The 16,298-nt window shown below is 70.4% G+C and carries 22 protein-coding genes; 14 read left to right on the top strand and 8 right to left on the bottom strand.

Translation table 11 applies throughout. The features are described 5' to 3' along the window. Nucleotides 1–31: 31 nt before the first annotated feature. The 6 genes from MK786_RS10425 to MK786_RS10400 all read right to left on the bottom strand — a co-directional run bounded on the left by MK786_RS10425 (nt 32) and on the right by MK786_RS10400 (nt 1,931). Nucleotides 32–229 carry a hypothetical protein gene (locus MK786_RS10425; protein ID WP_241112167.1) on the bottom strand — a complete coding sequence of 66 codons (198 nt, stop codon included), beginning with the start codon at nt 227–229 and terminating at the stop codon, nt 32–34. Then, a complete protein-coding gene (locus tag MK786_RS10420) occupies nt 216–545 on the bottom strand; it encodes a TraR/DksA family transcriptional regulator (RefSeq protein WP_241112166.1) in 330 nt (109 codons plus the stop codon). Before MK786_RS10420 ends, MK786_RS10425 begins: the two co-directional genes overlap by 14 nt. 64 nt (nt 546–609) lie before the next feature. Continuing rightward, nucleotides 610–924: a hypothetical protein gene (locus tag MK786_RS10415; protein ID WP_241112165.1), complete on the bottom strand. Its 315-nt coding sequence runs from the start codon at nt 922–924 to the stop codon at nt 610–612. 80 nt (nt 925–1,004) lie between these two features. Continuing rightward, entirely contained in the window at nt 1,005–1,169 is a 165-nt protein-coding gene (locus MK786_RS10410; protein WP_241112164.1) for a hypothetical protein, read from the bottom strand. 140 nt (nt 1,170–1,309) lie between these two features. Beyond that, nucleotides 1,310–1,591 carry a GlsB/YeaQ/YmgE family stress response membrane protein gene (locus MK786_RS10405; RefSeq protein WP_241112224.1) on the bottom strand — a complete coding sequence of 94 codons (282 nt, stop codon included), beginning with the start codon at nt 1,589–1,591 and terminating at the stop codon, nt 1,310–1,312. A gap of 157 nt (nt 1,592–1,748) precedes the next feature. Then, nucleotides 1,749–1,931, bottom strand: coding sequence for a hypothetical protein (locus tag MK786_RS10400; protein WP_191764108.1), 183 nt, complete (start codon nt 1,929–1,931; stop codon nt 1,749–1,751). A 139-nt stretch (nt 1,932–2,070) separates the two neighbouring features. On the opposite strand from MK786_RS10400, the gene MK786_RS10395 reads away from it, so the two are divergent. The 9 genes from MK786_RS10395 (at nt 2,071) to MK786_RS10355 (ending at nt 9,253) form a co-directional block, all read left to right on the top strand. Continuing rightward, nucleotides 2,071–2,436: a methylmalonyl-CoA epimerase gene (locus tag MK786_RS10395; RefSeq protein ID WP_241112163.1), complete on the top strand. Its 366-nt coding sequence runs from the start codon at nt 2,071–2,073 to the stop codon at nt 2,434–2,436. 40 nt (nt 2,437–2,476) lie between these two features. Further along, on the top strand, nt 2,477–3,277 hold the full coding sequence (locus MK786_RS10390; protein ID WP_241112162.1) for an alpha/beta fold hydrolase: 801 nt from the start codon (nt 2,477–2,479) through the stop codon (nt 3,275–3,277). A gap of 107 nt (nt 3,278–3,384) precedes the next feature. Beyond that, nucleotides 3,385–5,004: an L-serine ammonia-lyase, iron-sulfur-dependent, subunit alpha gene (locus MK786_RS10385; RefSeq protein ID WP_241112161.1), complete on the top strand. Its 1,620-nt coding sequence runs from the start codon at nt 3,385–3,387 to the stop codon at nt 5,002–5,004. Between the two features lie 125 nt (nt 5,005–5,129). Further along, complete coding sequence (locus MK786_RS10380) at nt 5,130–5,597, top strand: Hsp20/alpha crystallin family protein (RefSeq protein WP_241112160.1); 468 nt, start codon at nt 5,130–5,132, stop codon at nt 5,595–5,597. Nucleotides 5,598–5,719: 122 nt separating this feature from the next. After that, entirely contained in the window at nt 5,720–6,712 is a 993-nt protein-coding gene (locus tag MK786_RS10375; RefSeq protein ID WP_241112159.1) for a DUF2804 domain-containing protein, read from the top strand. 65 nt (nt 6,713–6,777) lie between these two features. After that, complete coding sequence (locus MK786_RS16455) at nt 6,778–7,386, top strand: TetR family transcriptional regulator (protein WP_241112158.1); 609 nt, start codon at nt 6,778–6,780, stop codon at nt 7,384–7,386. A 20-nt stretch (nt 7,387–7,406) separates the two neighbouring features. Continuing rightward, nucleotides 7,407–7,697 carry a DUF4287 domain-containing protein gene (locus MK786_RS10365; protein WP_241112157.1) on the top strand — a complete coding sequence of 97 codons (291 nt, stop codon included), beginning with the start codon at nt 7,407–7,409 and terminating at the stop codon, nt 7,695–7,697. 39 nt (nt 7,698–7,736) lie between these two features. After that, nucleotides 7,737–8,522, top strand: a complete 786-nt coding sequence (locus MK786_RS10360; RefSeq protein ID WP_241112156.1) for an ABC transporter ATP-binding protein — start codon at nt 7,737–7,739, stop codon at nt 8,520–8,522. After that, nucleotides 8,519–9,253: an ABC transporter permease gene (locus MK786_RS10355; protein WP_241112155.1), complete on the top strand. Its 735-nt coding sequence runs from the start codon at nt 8,519–8,521 to the stop codon at nt 9,251–9,253. Before MK786_RS10360 ends, MK786_RS10355 begins: the two co-directional genes overlap by 4 nt. A gap of 18 nt (nt 9,254–9,271) precedes the next feature. On the opposite strand, the gene MK786_RS10350 is transcribed toward MK786_RS10355, so the two are convergent. Next, the gene (locus MK786_RS10350) at nt 9,272–9,712 is read right to left on the bottom strand and encodes a MarR family winged helix-turn-helix transcriptional regulator (protein ID WP_241112154.1); all 441 of its coding nucleotides are present in this window, start codon (nt 9,710–9,712) and stop codon (nt 9,272–9,274) included. Nucleotides 9,713–9,755: 43 nt separating this feature from the next. Between MK786_RS10350 and MK786_RS10345 the strand changes: the two genes are divergently transcribed. From MK786_RS10345 to MK786_RS10325, 5 genes are all read left to right on the top strand, one after another. After that, a complete protein-coding gene (locus MK786_RS10345; RefSeq protein WP_241112153.1) occupies nt 9,756–11,567 on the top strand; it encodes a DUF2207 domain-containing protein in 1,812 nt (603 codons plus the stop codon). 458 nt (nt 11,568–12,025) lie between these two features. Beyond that, nucleotides 12,026–12,580, top strand: a complete 555-nt coding sequence (locus tag MK786_RS10340) for an alternate-type signal peptide domain-containing protein (protein WP_241112152.1) — start codon at nt 12,026–12,028, stop codon at nt 12,578–12,580. A 100-nt stretch (nt 12,581–12,680) separates the two neighbouring features. After that, entirely contained in the window at nt 12,681–13,232 is a 552-nt protein-coding gene (locus MK786_RS10335; RefSeq protein ID WP_241112151.1) for a hypothetical protein, read from the top strand. Between the two features lie 38 nt (nt 13,233–13,270). Next, the gene (locus MK786_RS10330; RefSeq protein WP_241112150.1) at nt 13,271–14,164 is read left to right on the top strand and encodes a hypothetical protein; all 894 of its coding nucleotides are present in this window, start codon (nt 13,271–13,273) and stop codon (nt 14,162–14,164) included. Between the two features lie 11 nt (nt 14,165–14,175). Continuing rightward, nucleotides 14,176–14,901: a signal peptidase I gene (locus MK786_RS10325; RefSeq protein WP_241112149.1), complete on the top strand. Its 726-nt coding sequence runs from the start codon at nt 14,176–14,178 to the stop codon at nt 14,899–14,901. Between the two features lie 262 nt (nt 14,902–15,163). Here MK786_RS10325 and MK786_RS10320 read toward each other — a convergent pair whose 3' ends face one another. After that, nucleotides 15,164–16,087: a phospholipase gene (locus MK786_RS10320; protein ID WP_241112148.1), complete on the bottom strand. Its 924-nt coding sequence runs from the start codon at nt 16,085–16,087 to the stop codon at nt 15,164–15,166. Between the last annotated feature and the right edge of the window lie 211 nt (nt 16,088–16,298).

Here is a 16,298-nt window from a genome sequence, read left to right as displayed (position 1 = left end):
CATCGGGCGCCGGCACGGACGCGGGCGGGGCTCACCCGAGCGCGTGCCACTTCGCGGCGACGCGCTCGGAAGGGGAGGAGGGATGCCGCGCGACGCGCTCCCTGGAGCGTTCGCCGCGCAGGCCGGCCAACGCAGCGGGGAGTCCCGCGAGCAGCGTCTTGAGCTGAAGCGCGCGGAGCGCACCGGTGCCCGAGGGGTGCGGCGACGAGGCGCGCTCAGCTTTCGACATGGCTCTGGCAATCGATGCAGGTCTCGGCGTGGGGCAGGACCTCCAGGCGTCCGGCGGCGATGGCTCCGCCGCAACGGGTGCACGAGCCGAAGGTGCCCGCCTCGAGCCTGCCCAGCGCCGATCGAATCTGGTCGATCTCACGACGCGTGGCCGCGGCGGTCATGTACGCGACGGGGTCGACGTTGGGGATGGCGCGAGGGGCGAGCTCCTCGACGATGACTTCGCGCCGCTGAAGCTCGGTGTCGAGTGCACGGCGGATCTCGTCGAGATCCAGCTGGGGCTCCGCGAGAGTGGGGGCTGCGTTGTCGGCGAGCATGGTGGTCCTGCTTTCTTCAGTGGAGTATCGGTAGGCGGCCTCTGCGAGGCCGGATGGGTCGCGTTCAACCCAGATGGAGCGGCGCGTCGGCCCTGGAGGCGTGCGCTGCCTCCTCGACGAGCCGCGCCTCGGCAAGCCGGTGCGCCACGTCGCGCAGCAGCTCGGTCGCGTCTGCCTGCGTCAGTTCGCGCCGTTCGACCTGCGAGATGATGCGGCCGACGGTGAGCCTGGCCTCGGCGACGATACGGAGGGGAAGCCGGGGTACGGCGTGCAGGGCACGCTCGGCGTCGAGGCGGGCGTTCAGTGCCACCGGCGACCATGTCACGGGGAGGGGAGCCGAGTGTCCCGGGCGTGCGGGGAGCGACGATGCGATGGGCATGGGTGTCTCCTTCGGGTACGAAAAAACGCGCCGCAGATGCGACGCGCTGGATAGCCGGATGGCCGGGATCGAACCGGGACTCAGGGCGGCGCAGCGCGGGCGAAGGAGCGGTAGAGCACATCAGCTCCGCCGGTCATCCGGGGCGGCAGCACCTCGTGCCGCGCTCCCGCGAGTTCCATCGCCGTCCGCGCCGCGCCGACGGCGGTGCCGCGCAGCGGAGCGAAGGGAACGATGGGATCTGACATGCCCCTCACCATAGCCCGAAAGCAGAAAAAGGCAAGTCGGAGGCTTTTTTCGGCAGACCCACCGGCGTCGAGGAGGCCACCGCCCGCACACGGCGACGGGGCCGGCCCCGATGGGAACCGGCCCCGTGAGTGCCCCTGCGTCAGCGGGTGCTGGTGCTGCGGCGACGCGCGAAGAAGACGTACAGCCCGAGCACGATGATCGCGCCGATGATGGAGCCGATGATGCCGGCCGGCTGAAGGAAGCCGCCGTTGGGATCGGCGCCGAACAGAAGGAATCCGAGGAAGCCTCCGACGAAGGATCCGACGATGCCGAGCACGATGGTCATCAGGATGCCCATGCTCTGCTTGCCCGGGATGATCGCGCGGGCGATCAGTCCGGCGATCAGGCCGATGATGATGAGTCCGAGAATTGTCCAGAGCATGATTCCTCCTCCGTTGTGAGCGCCGCCGGGGTACGCGGTGCTCGTCATGCGTCCGTCACGCTAACAAGGTGCTGACCATTCACACCGACCTATACCCTGCGAGGCCGAGAGGCTGTAATATCCGCATCCGCTGCGTTCGACGGGCGCGAATCGTGACTCAGTCGCGTGAGCGATGCACGCCGCTGTCGGCGCGCTGGATCGTGATCGGCACGGCCACCGCGGCGGTGATGCACAGGATCCCGGCGATGAACACCAGTCCCGGCAGGATGGGCGACGCGAACGAGATGCCCACCAGATACATGCCGCCGAGGAGCAGGATGATGTAGAGAGCGAAGAGCATGATCGACCTCCGGTTTGCTCGATGAGGCTTACTCTTGCGCACGCCACTGCCGACCGGAAGAGGCGACGTCCGGCGCGGCGCGGTCGACGGGTCACGAGGGCGCTGGTGCGCGGCATCCGCTCGCGTGAGAATGTCCGCCATGGAACTCGTGCAGATCGCTCAGCATGCCGACGATCTCGACCGCGCAGCGGACTTCTACTCCGCGCTGCTCCAGACCGAGCCGAAGGCGCGGTTCGATCCGCCTGGACTGCTGTTCTTCGACCTCGACGGAGTTCGCCTGCTGCTCGACCGGAACGCGCCGTCGTCGCTGATCTACCTGCGCGTGCCCAACGTCCACGAGGTGATCGAGCGCCTCGGCGGGCTCGCCGAGGTGGTCTCGCATCCACACGTCATCTTCCGTCACGAGGACGACACGCTCGGCCCGGCCGGGCACGACGAATGGCAGGCGTTCCTGCGCGACCCCGAGGGCAACACCGTCGGGCTGATCGCGTTCCAGCGTCCGTAGGGGTGGCGACGCGGCATCCATCCCGCGCAAGAATGGGCGAGTGGATGCCGCGTTCCCCGCCCTCACCGAGATGCCCGCCCCGCAGTTCGTCATGTCGGCGGAGGGGCACCGCCTGGCCACCTACTCGTGGGGGGAGGATGACGGGGCCTCGACCGTGCTGTGCGTGCACGGGTTCGCATCGAGCTGCCGCGACAACTGGGTCGACACCGGCTGGGTTCGCGACCTCACCCGCGCGGGCTTCCGCGTGCTCGGGGTGGATCAGCGCGGTCACGGTCTCAGCGACAAGCCGCACGAGCCCGAGGCGTACGGCATGGAGGCGCTCACCGCCGACCTGGTGGCCGTTCTCGACACGTACCTCCTCGCCACTGTGCTTTATGCGGGCTACTCGCTCGGCGCACGCGTCGGGTGGCAGCTCGCGGTGAACGCGCCCGAGCACGTCGAGCGCGCCGTGCTCGGCGGCATCCCCGACGGACGCCCGCTCGCGCGCCTGCAGATCGAGCAGGCCCGCGCCTACGCCGACCACGGCACGCCCGTCGAGGACAAGGTCACGCGCAACTACGTGACGCTGGCCGAGCGGGTGCCCGGCAACGATCTGCGCGCCCTCGTCGCGCTGGCCGAGGGCATGCGCCTCGGCGACGCCGATCCCGATCCCGATCGGCCGCCGCAGCAGACGATCCTGTTCGCGACCGGCTCGGAGGATGCGATCCTCGAGCGCTCGCGCGCCCTCGCTGCGGCGACACCGCGCGGAGACTTCGTGGAGCTGCCCGACCGTCACCACTTCAACGCCCCGGGATCGCGCGACTTCCGCCGGGCCGCGGTGGACTTCTTCACACGCGATTGAGCAGACGCGCCACTGTGCGCACGTCGATAGCGGTGCCTGAGGCATCGTGCTCATCTCGATGTGATCACGGGGGGCATTCTGTCGGCGCGACCGCGTAGCCTGGAGGAGTGAGCGCCTACGTCTCGGCGTTCGAGCTGTTCTCCATCGGTGTAGGACCCTCGAGCTCCCACACGGTCGGTCCCATGCGGGCCGCCCTCGACTTCGTCGTCCGTCTGCGCGAGGAGGGCGTCCTCGACTCCGTCGCCCGCGTCACGTGCACGCTCTACGGCTCGCTCGGCGCCACGGGGATCGGCCATGGCACGCCCGACGCCGTCGTCGCCGGACTCATGGGCCTCGAGCCCGAGACCGTCGATCCCGACGTCGTGCGCTCGGCGTGGGCGGCGTGGCGCGAGGGTGCGGAGCTGCCGCTGGCAGGCACGCACGCGATCCCCTTCGCGAAGGACGACGTCGTCTTCGAGCCGCGCACCCGGCTGCCCGGGCACCCGAACGCCATGACCCTCGAAGCCTGGTCGACGACAGGCGGCGGACGCCCGAGACGGATCGGAGCGGATGCCGCGACCGCCGCCGTCCGCGAGACCGGCGCCGCGTACGCGCTCGGTGCAGGCGCCGCCGCGACCGCCCTCGAGCACGCCGCCGACGACCCCGGACTCGTGCTTCGCGAGACCTACTACTCGGTCGGCGGTGGATTCATCCGGCGCGAAGGCGAGCCGCCACGTGTGCGGACGGCGAGCTTCCCATTGGATTACGGGTCGGCCGAGGAGCTGCTCGCACTGTGCGACGAGCACGGGCTGACGATCGCCGAGCTCGCCCGCATCAATGAGGAGGCGCTTCGCGACGACGAGCACATCGCGAGCGGGCTCGATGCCATCTGGGACGCCATGGCGGGCTGTGTCGACGCCGGACTCCACGCCGAGGGCGTGCTGCCCGGCATGCTGCAGGTGAAGCGCCGGGCCGGAGCCATCCGCGTGCAGCTGGACGAGGCCGAGTCGGACGGGCGCCGCGAGCTCCCTGGCGAGTGGCTGGGGGCGTTCGCGCTCGCCGTGAACGAAGAGAACGCCGCAGGGGGCCGCGTCGTCACCGCTCCGACGAACGGGGCGGCCGGCATCCTTCCCGCCGTGGCGATGTACTGGTGGCGGTTCCTCGCCGACTCCGGTCTCGGCGCCGGCAACGCCGTCACTCCGTACGGCGAGCTCGTGGGCAGTGCGCTGCTCGGCTACGACGGGCACGCCGCGGCGCCGGACGAGACGTCCGGGTGGGATGACGCGGCAGTCGCCGAAGCGAACCGTCGCCGCGGCATCCGTCGATTCCTCCTCACGGCCAGCGCTCTGGGCTCGCTCTTCAAGGCAAACGCGTCGATCTCGGGAGCGGAGGGTGGCTGTCAGGCCGAGGTGGGATCGGCGTGCGCGATGGCGGCGGGCGGGCTGACCGCCGTGATGGGCGGCACCAACCGGCAGATCGAGAACGCTGCGGAGATCGCGATGGAGCACCACCTCGGCCTCACGTGCGATCCGGTCGGGGGCCTCGTGCAGATCCCCTGCATCGAGCGCAATGCGATCGCGGCGTCCACGGCGGTGACGGCGGCCCGGCTCGCGCTGCGCGGCGACGGCTCGCACTACGTCTCTCTCGATGCGGTCGTCGAGACGATGCGGCAGACCGGGATCGATATGTCGCACAAGTACAAGGAGACGAGCGAGGGCGGCCTCGCGGTGAACGTCATCGAGTGCTGACCGCCCATCCTTCAGGCGCTGAAAGGGCTGGCACTCTCCATGCGAGAGTGCTAATCTGTGAGTAGTTGAGTCGAGTCGACTCAACTCTGAGATCAATCCGCACATCGCAACAGAAGGAGTAGACAATGGCCACGTACGACCCGTTCCGCGACTTCGACCGCCTCGCGTCGAGCCTCATGGAGGGGCGTCGCGGACCCCGCCGCATGCCGATGGACCTCTACCGCGACGGCGACCACTACGTGCTCACCGCCGACATGCCGGGCATCGACCCCGGATCGGTCGACATCGACGTCGACGGGCAGCTGCTGACGATCCGCGCCGAGCGGTCCCTCACCACCGGCGAAGGTGTGAAGTGGATCACCCGCGAGCGCGAGGCCGTGAGCTTCCTGCGGCAGCTCAACCTCGGTCAGGGCATCGACACCGACAGCATCACCGCCGACTACAGCAACGGCGTGCTGAGCGTCACGATCCCGGTGAGCGAGAAGGCAAAGCCTCGCAAGATCGAGGTCCGCTCCAGCGTCGAAGCCGGCACCGGAGCGCAGACCATCACCGCGCAGGAGAGCCGCGAGGAGCCGCAGCCGATCGAGCAGTGACCGCAAGCGACGACCCGGCCACCCCGGCGACCCGTGACCCGGGTGACGCGGGACCTGACGCCGGCCACCGCCCCGCAGCCCTCCGGCCGCGGGGCGGTGTCGTGCGTGCCTAGGATCGAGCCGTGTCCGAACGCGAACTGACCACCCCCGTGCCGTTGACGCTCCCGAACGGCGAGCTGAATCCCGACGCGATCGGATGGGCCAGGCAGCCCCTCGTCGACACCCGCGGGATCGGGCGCGGGTGGGGCCGCAACAAGCGGTGGGAGTACTGGAACGTCATCACCCCGACGCACATCATGGCGCTGACGGTGTCGTCGATCGACTACGCGGCGGTCAGCGAGGTGTGGGTGTTCGACCGCGCGACGCAGCGCGCGATCGGCACGAACGTCTCGGCCGTACTCGGCCGGGCGACGCTGCCGTCGAGTCTCGAGCAGGGTCCGTCCCGAGCGCGGGCGAAGGACCTGGCGATCGACATCGACGAGGTCGACGGCGGCACCCGGCTGCGCGCGGCGACACTCCGTGCGTCGTTCGACGTCGTCGCCGAGCTGCCGCAGGCACACGAGCGCCTGGCCGTCGTCGTGCCGTGGAGCCGGCGTCGGTTCCAGTACACAGTGAAGGATGTCGCGCGACCGGCGTCAGGACGCGTCGCGTTCGACGGCGAGGTCTTCGACGTGCCGGCCGGGGAGTCCTGGGCCGTGCTCGACCACGGTCGCGGCCGCTGGCCCTACGACATCCGATGGAACTGGGGAGCGGGATCCGGCGTCTCGGACGGCCGGGTCATCGGCATCCAGGTCGGCGGCAGGTGGACCGAGGGAACCGGCTCGACCGAGAACTCGATGCTCATCGACGGCCGGCTGCACAAGATCCATGACGAGCTCGCCTGGGACTACGACCTGTGGCGCTGGCGCCAGCCCTGGCGTGTGTCGGGCGGCGGGCTCGAGGCATCCTTCGCGCCCTTCTACGACAAGCGCACTCGCACCGATCTCGGCGTCGTCGCATCGAGCACCGATCAGTGCTTCGGAACGTGGAGCGGCACGTTCCGCACCGCCGAGGGCGAGGAGATCGCTTTCGACGGCATCGTCGGCTGGGCGGAAGAGGTGCACAACCGCTGGTGAGCGGATGCCGCGCCTCTCTGCCGCCGCGGTGGCCCGTGTCGGAGGGGCGGTCGTAGGCTGAGCGCGTGGTGGAGTACGTCGTTCCCGCGCCGAAGCGGCGCCGCGGTCGACCCCGAGCAGGCGAGTCGGATGCGCGCGACCGCATCCTCGCGGCGGCGATCGAGGAGTTCGGCAGCGCCGGCTACGACGGTGCGACGATCCGGGGGATCGCGGCGCGCGCCGGCGTCGACTCGGCGCTGATCCACCACCACTTCGGCACCAAGACCGACCTCTTCGGCGCCGTCATCGACGCGCCGATGCGGCCCGACCTCGCGCTGCCCGAGATCCTCGCCGGCCCGCGACACGAGGTGGGCGAGCGGATCGTGCGCTACGTCCTCGAGACGTGGGAGGTGCCCGAGGCGAGGCGACGCGGTGTGGCGCTGCTGCGGACGGCGATCGGCAACAAGCTGACGACACCCCTCGTCGCGGGGTTCCTCTCGCGAGAGCTGATCGGGCGCATCGCCCGGACGCTCGAAGTGCCCGACGCCGAGCTCCGCGCGACCCTTGCGGGATCGCAGATCGCGGGCATGCTGATCGCGCGCCATGTGCTGCGCCTGCCCGGCCTGGCCGAGGCATCGCTCGACGACATCGTCGAGCGAGTCGGCCCGACCGTCCAGCACTACCTGTACGACTGACGACGACACGGAAGGAAGACATGACGTTCCAGGCATATCTCGACAACGTCGAGGAGAAGACGGGGCTCACTCCGCGCCAGTTCATCGAACTCGCCTCCGAGAGGGGCTTCGGTCCCGGCACCAAGGCAGGGGAGATCGTGACGTGGCTGGGTGAGGACTACGGGCTCGGGCGCGGTCACGCGATGGCTCTCGTGCACGTGATCACCAAGGGGCCGCAGATCAGCGCGAAGCATGTGGGCACCGGCACCGCGCACTCCGATCCGTCCGACATGCTCTGGCTCGACGGCAAGGCGACCAATCCGAGCTCCTAGCCCTTGACGGGCGGGCAGGCCGGGCGAATAATTCATCGCGTGGTGAATAAAGCATCGGGCCACGCCGTCGAGGTGCGCGGCCTGCGAGTGCGCCGCGGCTCGACCGACGTGTTCCGCGGCCTCGACTTCGACATCCCGCGCGGGCAGATCACCGGTCTGATGGGCCCGTCGGGCTCCGGCAAGACCACGCTCATGCGGTCGATCGTCGGCGTGCAGAAGGTGGCGGGCGGCACCGTCACGGTGCTCGGATCGCCCGCGGGAACGACGGCGCAGCGCCGTCGGGTCGCATACGACACACAAGCCGCGTCCGTGTACGGCGACCTGACGATCGAGCAGAACCTCCGCTACTTCGCGCAGGTGATCGGCGCCCCGCGGTCCGACGTGGGACGCGTGATCGAGAAGGTCGGGCTCGAGGGCCAGGCGAAGCAGACCGTCGACTCGCTCAGCGGCGGGCAGGAGAGTCGTGTATCGCTCGCGGTCGCGATGCTCGGGACGCCCGAACTGATCGTGCTCGACGAGCCGACCGTCGGCCTCGACCCCGTGCTGCGTGCCGAGCTCTGGGACATGTTCCGCGGCATCTCCGAGACCGGCGCCACGATCATCGTCAGCAGTCACGTGATGGACGAAGCGCTGCGCTGCGATCGGCTCATCCTCCTGCGCGCGGGGCGCATCATCGCCGACACCACTCCGCAGGGGCTGATCGCCGACACAGGAGAGACGGATCCGGATGCGGCGTTCCTCGCGCTCATCGAGCGGGATGCCGCGGGCGCCGCCGAGCACCGGCCGTCGACCCGGCGCGAGGCGCGAGACGAGCCGGGCGAATGAACGGCACGCGTACCCTCGCGACGGCGGCGCGGATCCTCCGTCAGCTGAGCCACGACCCTCGCTCGATCGCCCTCATGCTCGTGGCACCGAGCCTGCTGGTCGGGCTCTTCGCGTGGCTCTTCAGCGACCAGGAGGGCGTCTTCGACATCTATGGCCCCCCGATCCTGGCGCTCTTCCCCTTCATCATCATGTTCCTCATCACCTCGATCACCACGTTGCGAGAGCGCCGGTCGGGAACCCTCGAGCGGCTGATGACCACCCCGCTCGGCAAGGCGGACTTCATCGTCGGGTATGCGCTCGCCTTCGGGTTCATGGCGATGCTGCAGGCCGTCGTGACGGTGTCGTTCGCCGTGTGGGTGTGCGGTCTCGGGACGGACGGACCGGTCTGGCAGCTCGGGCTCGTCGCCGTGACCGACGCCGTGCTGGGGATGGCCCTCGGGCTGCTGGCGAGTGCGTTCGCCCGCACCGAGTTCCAGGCGGTGCAGTTCATGCCGCTCATCGTCTTCCCGCAGATCCTGCTGGGCGGGCTGTTCATGCCTCGCGAGGACATGCCCGAGGCGCTGTACGCGATCTCGAACGTGCTGCCGCTGAGCTACGCGATCGACGCGATCAACGCGGTGACCGCGGGCGACGAGGGGTGGGACGTGTACGGCCCGCTGCTGGTGGTCGCGGCGTTCCTGGTCGGCTCACTGGTCCTCGCGTCGTCGACCCTCCGCCGGCGCACCCCGTAGCGCGGTCAGCGGGGTCGGTCAGGTCTCGGGAAGGCGCTTGCGGAGCTTGCCGGTGAGGTCGCGCAGCTGCGCGAGCTCCTCGTCGCTGAGCAGCGACATCCGCTCGGCGATCGCCCTGCCGTGCGCGCTCGCGAGCTTGCGGAAGATCGCGGCTCCGGCGTCCGTCGCGCGCACCAGCGCGCCGCGGCCGTCGTCGGGATCGGCGCACTTCTCGATGAGGCCGCGCGTCGCCATGCGCTCGACCAGCCGCGACACGCTCGGCTGGCTGATGAGCATGTTCGCGGTGACGTCGCGCAGGCGCGCGGTCATGTTCTCGCCGCGCGTCACGGTGAGCAGGACGTCGTACTCGGCCTGGCTCAGGGTGTCGTCGTGGAAGTCCTGATTGATGTCGCCGAACACCTCGTGCTGTGCCCGGAACAGGCTCTCCCAGGCGTCGATAGCGAGGCGGCGATCCGTCATGACGACAAGAGTACGACCAAAGCCGACCCCTAGGCTGGGGCGCATGGGGACTGTCTCATCCGTGTCCCGGAGCGCGCGTCCGCTCGGACGCGCGCTCGCGGTCTGGCTGCTCGCGCTCCTGCTCGGCGCCGGCGCGATCCTCGCCGGGATCGCCGCGTCGCCCGCGCATGCCGACGTCAACGACTTCTCGTTCGAGAGTCTCGACGTGGAGTATCGACTCGACCGGGCTGACGACGGCACGAGCGTGCTCACCGTCGTCGAGCGGTTCGTCGCCGTGTTCCCCGATGTCGACCAGAACCGCGGGATGCAGCGGCGGATCCCGGATTCGTACCTCGGCGCTCCGCTGCATCCGCAGCTCGCCTCGATCACCGACGGCGACGGAGCGCGGCGCGAGAGCGAGGTGGAGTCGGTCGACGACTACTACGTCATGACGTCGCGCGCCGGCGACTACGTCCACGGCCGCCAGACGTACGTCTTCACGTACACGTTGCAGAACGTCACGCGGTTCTTCGATGACACCGGTGTGGACGAGCTCTACTGGAACGTCAACGGCACCGAGTGGCAGCAGCCGTTCGGGCGCGTGAGCGCGCGGGTCACGATGCCGGCGGAGCTCGCCGACCGGCTCACGGGCGCTCAGGCCTGCTACGTGGGCTATGAGGGGTCGACCCGGACCTGCCCCATCGCGGTCGTCGACGGCGCGGTCGAGGCATCCGCTTCTCCTGTCGCTCCGTATCAGACGATGACAGTCGCGATCGGGTTCGAGGCCGGCACGTTCACCGCGTTCGATCCCTCGCCGCTCGCGTCGCCGTGGGGTTGGCTGCAGGGGATCGCCGCACTCGGCGTCGGTGCCGCGGCGGTGTTCGCCGGCGTGACGCGGGCGCGCCACCTGAGCGACGAGCCCGGTCGCCCGGTGATCATCGCCGAGTACTCGCCGCCCCGCGCCGTCGACGCCCTCGAGAGCGCGTTGCTGCTGGGCCTCATGACCAAGGCGATTCCCGCCGAAGTGCTCGAGCAGGCGGTGGTGGGCAGCATCCGCATCGTCGAAGGTGAGCGCAAGATGTTCGGCGGCGTGAAGCTGCGCGCCGAACTGGTCGACCCGTCGCGGGCGGACGGCGACGGACGGATGCTGCTCGACGGCCTCTTCCCGTCGGGGATGGTCGGTGAGCAGTTCGAGTTCGGCCGCTCCGACACGCGCTTCTCGTCGGCCGCGCAGGGCATCCTGAAAGCGGCGAACCAGGAGCTGGTGAACCGCGGCTTGCGGCGTCCGGTGCCGGCCCGGGTGCGGGTGTGGCCCCTTCTCGCCGCGATCGTCGCGACCGTGGCCGTCTTCCTGACCGGCTTCGCCGCGCTGGAGGCGATGGTGACCCCGTGGGTGCCCATCGTGCTGATCATCGCGTCGGTGCTCGTGACGGTCATCGTCGGAGGCATGGTCGCACGCAAGCCGTTGACGGCCGCCGGTGCGGAGACGCGCGATCACCTCGCCGGGCTCAAGCTGTTCATCGAATGGGCCGAAGCCGACCGGATCCGCATGCTCCAGTCGCCGCAGGGTGCGGAGCGCGTGCAGGTCGACACGACCGATCCTCGGGCGATGCTGCGCCTGTACGAGACCCTGCTGCCGTACGCCGTCGTCTTCGGGCAGGAGAAGGAGTGGGCGCGCCAGCTCGCCGTGCTCTACGGCGAGGGCAACTCGCCGGGGTGGTACTCCGGCTCGAGCGCCTTCAACGCAGCCGCGTTCTCGACGGGCATCTCGACCCTCTCGTCGAGCACGGCCTCGTCGTCATCGACGTCGGGCGGATCGAGCGGAGGCGGCTCGGCCGGCGGCGGAGGCGGTGGCGGAGGCGGCGGGGGAGTCTGACCCGAGCCGCGAGCGGTATCGGAACGAACGCCCGGAACGGGCGAGAGTAAGGGCCGGTCGGAGAGGCTCCCGACCGGCCCTTGTCCCTTGCACCAAGAGTGTCCTGCAATCACATGCCGGCAGCTGCCACAGCAAAACAGCTGACCGTTGAGAGCACTCTATAACGAGAAGGTAACGGTGACAAGGGCTGGGCGTTATCTTTTCGTGATTGATCTCGAGGTCGGCGAATCCGCCGCAGAACGCGCCGAAAGCTCCGCGTGATCGCTCTCCTGAGCAATCACCGTCCTTCGTCTTGCGCTTCGCCCGAACCCTCGGGGTTCTCTTGCGGAAACGTTGCGGATCCCGTGCGTGAACGACGCGGTCGCTTTTCCAGACTGTTCCCATCAGGCCGCGCAACACCGCAGAGCCCCAGACCAGACGGGCCCCAGACCCGCACAACATCCCTTGGGGGGAACATCATGAAGAAGTCCACGAAGGGCACGATCGCCATCGCCGCCGGAATCGCGCTGCTGCTCGGCGGCGGCGGGTCGCTCGCCTACTGGCAGGGCTCGGCGCAGGTCGGCTCGGCCACGATCCAGACCGGCGAGCTGAACGTCGCGCTCACCTCGGGCGCCACCTGGCAGGTCAAGCGCGGCAGCGCGACGACGGACATCACCAGCACGCTGGCATCGTTCAAGATGGTCCCCGGTGACACCGTCATCTACACGGTGCCCTTCCAGACCAAGGCGAACGGCACGAACCTCACCGCCGCCGGCGCCATCAACTGGGGCGGATACGCGGCCGTCCCCGCGCACCTCACCTCGAGCGTCGCGGGCACGTACAACAGCACCGCGATCACCGGCAGCGCCTTCACTGTCGCGAGCGGCACGGCCGACGGCAAGCTCGTCTTCACGCTGAGCTGGCCCTTCGGCACCAGCGCCTCCAGCGACACCGCTGCCGCCACGATGAACCAGACCTGGAACCTCGGCGCGACCACCGTGACGGTCACGCAGACCGCCAACGGCGCGTCCTGAGCCGGCTGCCCAGACAGGGAAGGGCCGGGTGCGAACCCGAATCGCGCCCGGCCTCTCCCGCCACCTCCCCACTCACACCTCGCACAGATCGGGTAGACGGATGCCGCGCAGCAAGGTCAAGGCCCCGCTCGGGGTCGCCGGACTCCTCGCCGGCGTCGTCGCGGTCGCGGTCGTTCTCGCACCCGGCACGCTGAGCGCATTCGTCTCGAGCACCGCGGCGCCCGCCGTCTCGGTGTCGACGGGGGAGGCGGCGCTGACGATCACCGGCACCGGCGGCTCGAACTCGGGCGTCTACCCCGGCGGGCCCGCACAGCTGATCGCGTCGCGCTCCATCGCCAACACCGGCGACGTGCCGCTCAGCGTGGCTTCCGCCTTCACCGCCACCGGCGGTCTCGCCACCAGCGTCGTCCTGACGGTCAGCGTCCAGACGGGTGCGTGCGCGGCCACTCCGCCCGCGACGTGGCCCGCCGACAGCGGCCGCTGGCAAGCCACCACGGCGACCACCACGATCGCCGTCCCGACCGCGCTGGCGGTCGGCGCCACCCGCACCCTGTGCATCTGGCAGAGCCTCGACCCGAACGCGCCGAACGGCACGCAGGGCCAGTCTGCTGCGGTGAGCGTCACGCTCACCGGCACGCAGATCGCCCCCTGACCCGGCCCACGCCCACCCGCACCCAGAAGGCCCTCCCCATGACGAAGCGAGCGAAGATCCTCACCGCGCTGATCGCGGCGATCGGACTGGTCGTCATCGCGCCGCTCTCGGCCGTCGCGTACTGGTCGGTGACCGCGCCCGTCGCGCTCACGGCCACGGCGAGCACCTTCGCCGTCTCGCCCTTCTCGGTCGCGCCGGCCTCCGCGGGGTCGTCGACGAGCTTCGTCGGATGGGAGACCACGCAGTACTACGCCGCCCCGCTCGTCAACAGCGGGTCGACGCCGTGGGCGTCCCACTCCGTGGCCGTGGCCGCAGCATCCGGTTTCGGTCCTTCTGCCGCCGCCACCGTACAGGTCGCCCTCACCGCCTCCGCGAGCGTCTGCCACACCGATGCGACGTACGCCGGCGTCCCCGCGCGCAACGCGCTTGCGTCCTCCTCGTGGTCCTCGACCGCGCCCGTCGCTGCCGGCGGCACCACGTACGCCTGCATCAAGCTCGTCGTCGCCGACACCGACACCCACACCCTCGCCGGTGAGGGTGCGCCCGCACCGACCCTCACCCTCACCACGACGGCGACCGCCGCTCAGCGCAGTTGGACCGCTCAGGAACAGGCCCAGCTCACCATCACGAGCGCCGGATGGGCCGCGTGCTCCGCGAGTGGCAGCAACGTCGTCCTGACGCTTCCGAATGGCCTGCCGTCCGGCTCGTACACCGTCACGCGTGACGACACGGGCGCGGCCTTCCCCGCGAGCATCTCGCCGAACGGCAAGACCCTCACCCTCTCGAACCCCGCGACCCGCGGCGTCGAGACGGCGGAGACCTACGTGTCCGTCCGCAACGCGCAGGGCACCGTGGTCGCCGTCGCGAACCTCTCGTTCCGCTCGTCGTACTTCCTCGTGATCTTCTTCAACAAGAGCTTGGCATGCGCATGAACACTCTCTCGATGACCACCCTCGACGCCGTCAGCCGTCCTTCGGATGAGCGGATCGATTCGGTGACGGATGCCACAGCCGCGGCATCCCGCTCCGGCAATCGTCGCTCCGCCGAGGAGCGCGTGTCGGTCCCGCGGATGCTGGTGACCGCGCTGTCCTGGGCCGTGCTCGCCCTGGTCGCGCTGCTCGCGGTCGTCGTCGTGATCGTGCCGCTCGTGAGCGGTTCGAAGCCCTACACCGTGCTCACCGGGTCGATGGTGCCGCAGTACTCGCCGGGGACCCTCGTCGTGGTGAAGCCCGCCGACATCAGCGAGATCGGCCTGGGCGACGTCATCACCTACCAGCTCGAGTCCGGCAAGCCCGACGTCGTCACGCACCGCGTCGTGGGAATCGGCGCGGCGGCCGACGGAGAGCCGCTCCTCATCACCCGCGGCGATGCGAACGACGCCGATGACGCCGACCCGGTCCGGGGCGTGCAGATCGTCGGCAAGCTCTGGTACTCCGTGCCCTACATCGGCTGGATCAACAGCGTCGTCACCGGTGAGGCACGGGCGTGGGCGCTGCCCGTCGTGGTCGTGGGGCTGTTCGTCTACGGGATCGTGACGATCGTCACGGGTGTGCACGACCGGCGACGAGCGCACGTCGCCCTCACCCGCGGTACCCGGCGCGAGCAGCCGGGCGGCATTGGACGCGACGTCGCGGAGGAGACGCACCCGGCCGGCGACAGCTACGCCTGACGCGTTTCCCCGGTCGCGGGGAGGCCGGGCCCGGCCACGCGTGCGCTAGCGCGGGCGGGGCGGGCTCGGGCTCGGCGTATCGGGCTGGGCGGGCTCGGGCTCGGCGTATCCGGCTCGGCGTATCCGGCTCGCGCTGTCCTTTCCGGCATTCGCGTCCCGATCCGGCGACCGCGGATGCAGGTTTCGACAGCGCGAGCGCGGCGCGGGCGGGCTCGGCCCGAGGCCCGAGGCCCGAGGCCGGGGGCCCGGCCCCGCGTCCGGCTCAGTACCAGTCGGTCGCCTGCGAGTGACCCCATGCACTGCACGGCGTGCCGTACGCCGCGGCGATGTACTGCAGGCCCCACGCGATCTGGGTGGTGGCGTTGGTCTGCCAGTCGGCGCCCGCGCTCGCCATCTTGTTCCCCGGCAGCGACTGGGGGATCCCGGTGGCGCCGCTGGAGGCGTTGTAGGCCTGGTAGTTCCAGCCCGACTCCTTGGTCCAGAGCGACTCGAGGCACGAGAACTGGTCGGCGCCCCAGCCGTACTGCGACGACGCCATGGAGCGTGCGGTCGCCTTGGCGCCCTCGGGGGTGTTCGCGGCCGCCGCGATGCGGGCCGCCTCGGCGGCGGCCTCTGCCGCCATGCGCTTCGCCTCCGCGGCTGCGGCTGCGGCTGCGGCAGCGGCCTCCTCGGCGGCCTTCTTCTCCAGCGCCGTGTCGAGGCGGTCGCGCAGGATACGCACGCGGGTCTCGACGTCGTCGGTGGCGTCGACGAGCTTCTCGGTCACCTCGGGCAGCAGGAGCACCGGCATGAGCTCGATGTCGTCGAGCTCCTCCATGGCGTCGAGCAGGGGAGAGGTGTCGACCGACGTGTCCGCCACGCCGAGGTCGAGCTTCGCCGCGGCGACGTCCGCACCGAGTGCGCCGGCATCGGCCAAGGCGGCGCGCGCTGCGCCCACGGCATCGCGGGCGTCGTCGCCGACCTCGCGCAGCGTCGTCGCGCCGGGGGTCGCGGCGAGCACGGCCGGGGTGGCGGCGGTCACCGGGGCGAGTGCGGCGGCGGCCGTCTGGGCGGCGAGGGCGGGGGTGGCGGCGGCGAGGGCGCTCGCGCCGGCGACGCCGACGACGAGTCCTGCCGCGACGAGGAGCGAGGTGCGGCGACGGGAACGGGGTGCGCGCGCGGGCGCGACGGAGTGCTTCTGGGGCATAGGGGAACGCTGAATCCTTCGGTGTTGCGCGCCGGCGACGCGGCGCTGGGCATCCTCGGGTCGGACGCAAAGCACCGAGTCTGCCTCGCGGTTCTGGACGAACCCGCAGTGGAGCCTGGACGGACCATGAGAGCGTCCGACCGCGAACGGCTGATCACGAGGCTGCCGAAGAGAGAGATCGGAAGGAGGGATGCCGCGGCCCGCGGCATCC

The sequence above is a fragment of the Microbacterium sp. CFH 31415 genome (assembly GCF_022538185.1).
In the GTDB taxonomy this organism is placed as follows: Bacteria; Actinomycetota; Actinomycetes; order Actinomycetales; family Microbacteriaceae; genus Microbacterium.
Note: the sequence above shows the minus strand (reverse complement) of the source record. Positions and strands in the feature narration are given on the sequence as shown.